The sequence below is a fragment of the Atribacterota bacterium genome, assembly GCA_028703475.1.
GTDB lineage: Bacteria > Atribacterota > Phoenicimicrobiia > Phoenicimicrobiales > Stramentimicrobiaceae > JAQVMU01.
The window spans coordinates 19283-23850 of the sequence record JAQVMU010000018.1 but is presented as its reverse complement, the minus strand read 5'-3'; the positions used below and the strand labels follow the sequence as shown (position 1 = coordinate 23850).

The following is a 4568-nucleotide window of genomic DNA, read 5'->3' as shown; positions in this document are numbered from 1 at the left end:
TATTATAAAATTAAATAATATTAAGTATTAAAATATATTGTAATGGTAAAATGAAGTACTGTTTGCTTATTAAAATACTTTTTGGTATAGTTAAAACAATTTGATTGGAGGAAAATATGAAAGCAATTGGGATTATCGGATACAAAAAAAGCGGTAAAACAACTTTGACAATGGCACTTGCTGAATCACTTATTAAAAAAGGACATTCTGTGGCAATTATAAAACATTCCAGCAATAATATTGAGTATGGAAATACTGATACTGGATTATTTATGGAAAAAGCTTCAACAGTTGCCCTTATTACACCTGATAACTCAGAAATAATATTTAAAGGACAGTATAAACTAAAGGATATTATTTCCCATCTTTCAGAAGATATTTTGTTGATAGAGGGATTTAAAAGTTTAAAGTATTTTCCAAAGATTCTTTGTGTAAGAAATGAAAATGACAAAAAAGAGCTTGAAGATGACCTTACTCTGTTCACTGCTGGTATGGATAATTCATTAAAAAAGAATAAGATTGCTAATTATCTTATTACAGATGAAAGTGATATTGATTACATGTCAAAGCAAATTGAAGAAAACGGTTTTCTTCTACCCGATATGAATTGTGGTGACTGTGGATACAAGGATTGTTATGGGTTAGCCCGTGCTATTATGCAAGGAAAAGAATCATGGGAAAAATGTGAATATTCTTTTGAAGAAAATTTTTTGATTCAGGTAAATAAAAGAAAAATTCATCTAAATCCTTTTATGTCAAAACTATATCAGAGCATACTACATGGAATGCTTTCTCCTTTAAAGGATATTGATTCTCTTAAAAATGGATTGATTGAAATAAAGTGGAATCCAACTGATAACTTTAATAAAAAGAATAACTGATACTTTTAAATATTGTTAACAGAATGAGGTAAAAACAATGGAAGAATCAAAAATTAAAGATAAACACTATAATGGGTATGAAACAATTATAATTGGAGGTGGGCCAGCAGGGCTGACAGCAGGAATCTATCTTAGTCGTGCCAGGGTTAGTGCTTTATTATTGGAAAAAGGATTACCTGGAGGGCAGGCTAATCTTACCGAGATGATTGAAAATTATCCTGGTTTCCCGGATGGGATCATCGGACCTGAGTTGATGCAGCAGTTTGTAAGTCAAGCTTCAAGATTTGGCTTAAAAATAGAGAATAATGATGTTTTAGAAATATTAAGTACAGATCAGCATGGAAAAAGCTTATTCCAGGTTAAGACTGAATTAACGCAGTATTCTGCCGAATCAATTATTATTGCTTCAGGTGCACAGGCAAGCAAATTAGGTATTCCGGGAGAAAAAGAATATACTGGTAGAGGAGTGTCTTATTGTGGTACTTGCGACGGAGCCTTCTTCCGTGAAAAAGATATAATTGTTGTGGGTGGCGGAGATACTGCAATAGAAGAGTCTTTATTTTTAACAAAATTTGCGCGAAAAGTATATATAGTCCATAGAAGGGATAAATTACGAGCCACTAAGATACTTCAGGAAAGAGCCTTTGCAAATGACAAAATTGAAATTATATGGGATTCAATTGTTTTAGAAATAAAGGGTAACAATAAAGTTGAAAAAGTTTTACTTAAAAATGTCAAAAAAAATCAGGAAAGGGATTTTTCCTGTCAGGGAGTATTTATATTTACTGGATATACTCCTTCTTACCCATCGCTTGGTTCTTTTCATGGCAAACTTGTTAATGATAAAGGTTATATAACAACTGATGAAGATATGAAAACAAAAGTTGATGGAATTTATGCATGTGGGGATGTTCGAGCTAAAAAGTTGAGACAGGTCGTTACTGCTTGTGGCGAGGGTGCAATAGCTGCTTTTTCAGTAGAGAAGTACCTGGAGTATTTAAAAAATTAACTAAAGAATAATAAAATATTTTAATTTAAAAAATAATATTAATAATCTGTAAAATTATAATAAATAATCGAAATATAATGTGAGGAAAAATGTATTTTAAATTTGGTATATCGACAATGGTTTATTACCAGGAGAATATTAAGAAATTACTGCCATTATTAAATAGATATAAACTTGGTAATATTGAAATCAGACCTAATGCTAAACACTTTGAATGTCAAGATATGGAGATTATTGAAGATATAAAGAAGGAAATTGAAAGATTTGACATTTCAGTAGAAGCAATACATATGCCCATGGATGATGTAGACATATCAAGCTTGGAGGAATATGACAGAATGAGGTCAGTCAGAGAGATTGAAAAGACAATAATGACAGCGGTGAAATTAAAAGCAGATTTAGTAGTTGTCCATCCGGGAGGGAAATGTGATTGCATTGAAGATAGAAAAAAGAGAATGGCAAAATGTATTGACAGTTTGTCTGAAATTGTGGATTTTTCAAGTAATTGGGGTATAAATATAGCTCTTGAAAATACCCTCCCAGGAAGGTTAGGTGATAACTGGTCTGAAATCAGTGAGCTTTTAGATAAGATTCAATCTGAATATTTAGGCGTATGTCTTGACACAGGGCATTATCTTATAAATCAAGGTATTAACAAAAAAGTTAGCCTTGAATTGGATAAACATCCAATAGATTGGGAAAAAAAATTAATACATATGCATATACATGATAATAATGGTAAGAAAGATCTACATGTATTACCGGAAGAGGGAAGTTTTCCCTGGGATGAATTGTTTTCTTATTTAAAACAGATAAAATACCAGCATTTATTAGTTATAGAATCCACCGAGCAGGTTTATATAGAAGATTATCTAAATAAGATTAAAGAAGTTATAAATAGATTAAAGGAAATGTACCGATTATAAAAATCTAAATAACTGTTTGATTTGCTGATACTTATAATTTGAAATTTGAACTACATTCAGCAAACTATATTTTGCTATATTTATTATTCTTTGGTAGAATAGTTTTGATAATTTTTAATTTCAAGGAGGAACGAGGGTGACTAAAATTGATGTGGACAAGGTAAGGACTTTTGCAGTTGTTGGTCATGGAGATTCTGGGAAGACTTCCCTGACTGAAGCATTGCTTTATGACTCTAATATGATAACTAGATTGGGCAAAATAGAACAAGGAAACACTGTTGCTGATTATGATCCCAAAGAAACGAAAAGAGGGATAACTATTAACTCTTCTTTAGCCTACCTTAATTGGAAAAATTCAACTTTTAATATTATAGATACCCCTGGATATTTAGATTTTATAATTGATACAAAAACAAGCTTAAGAGTAGTTGACACTGCTTTAATTGTTGTCTGCGGTGTATCAGGTGTTGAAGTGCAAACCGAAAAGGTATGGGATTATACAGAGGAGTTTGCATTACCAAAGGTATTCTTTATCAACAAGATAGACAGGGAAAGAGCAGATTTTGAACGTACAAGCCAGATGATTAAGGATTATTTTGGACAAAATGCGGTACCAGTGCAATTACCAATAGGTTCAGAAGAGTCCTTTGAGGGTGTTGTCGACTTATTGAAAATGAAGGCATATTATTTTACTACAGATTCTGAAGGTAAAAGTCAGATGGAAGAAAAAGATATACCTGATGACATCAAGGAAAAAGCGAGTGATTTACGTCAAAAAATGATTGAAGCAGTTGCTGAAAACAATGATGAAGTTTTAATGAAATACCTTGAAGGAGAAGAATTAACCCAGGAAGAAATATTAACCTGCCTTAGAGGTGGAATAATAGACCGTAAAGTTTTCCCGGTTTTATGCGGCTCAGCGACGAAGAATATTGGAATTGAACTGTTGCTTGATTTTATTAAAGACTATTTTCCAAGCCCGGTTGATTTACCGGAGATAGAAGTGAAAGATTTGAAAGAGCAAAAGGAAATAAAAATAAAACGTTCATTACAGGATTCACCATTTTCTGCACTGGTTTTTAAAACTGTAGCTGACCCTTATGTGGGGAATTTAACTTATTTTAGAGTTTTTTCCGGAGAGCTGAATTCTGACTCTACTGTTTATAACTCTACCCATGACATTGAAAATAAAGTTGCTAAAATTTATCGAATGCAGGGTAAAGAACAAACAGCTGTTGACAAAGTAACTCCCGGAGGTATTGGAGCAATAGCCAAATTAAAAAAGACCAATACCGGAGATACATTATGCGATAAAGAACATCCAATAGAATTTACGAAAGTTGGATATCCTGAGCCTATTATGAAATTAGCTATTACTCCAAAAAGCAAAGGTGATGAAGATAAGCTCAGTATTGCTATTAACCGTATTGTTGAGGAGGAGCCCACTATTCAAGTTTATCGAGATGAAGATACCGGAGAAACAATAATTGCCGGGATGGGTGAATCACATCTGGATGTGGTGATTGAGACAATGGAAACAAAATTTGGTGTTGAAATAGAAAAAAGTACACCCAAAGTTGGTTATAAAGAAACAATAAGAAACAAGGTACAGGCAGAAGGGAAATACAAAAAGCAATCTGGAGGCCGTGGGCAATATGGACATTGTTTTGTTGAGTTTGAGCCTCAGGAAAGAGGAAACGGCTTTGAATTTGTTGACAAAATAGTGGGTGGAGTAATTCCCAAGCAATATCG

Annotated in this window: 4 protein-coding genes; all 4 read left to right on the top strand. The window is 32.8% G+C overall.

All coding sequences use genetic code 11. The features are described from left to right. Positions 1-116 precede the first annotated feature (116 nt). On the top strand, positions 117-881 hold the full coding sequence (gene mobB / locus PHQ99_03650) for a molybdopterin-guanine dinucleotide biosynthesis protein B (protein ID MDD4288665.1): 765 nt from the start codon (positions 117-119) through the stop codon (positions 879-881). Positions 882-918: 37 nt separating this feature from the next. Beyond that, on the top strand, positions 919-1890 hold the full coding sequence (trxB, locus tag PHQ99_03645; GenBank protein MDD4288664.1) for a thioredoxin-disulfide reductase: 972 nt from the start codon (positions 919-921) through the stop codon (positions 1888-1890). 89 nt (positions 1891-1979) lie between these two features. After that, positions 1980-2816 carry a sugar phosphate isomerase/epimerase gene (locus PHQ99_03640; GenBank protein MDD4288663.1) on the top strand — a complete coding sequence of 279 codons (837 nt, stop codon included), beginning with the start codon at positions 1980-1982 and terminating at the stop codon, positions 2814-2816. Positions 2817-2952: 136 nt separating this feature from the next. Next, positions 2953-4568 (top strand): elongation factor G (locus PHQ99_03635; GenBank protein ID MDD4288662.1); only part of this gene is annotated, 1616 nt, incomplete at its 3' end.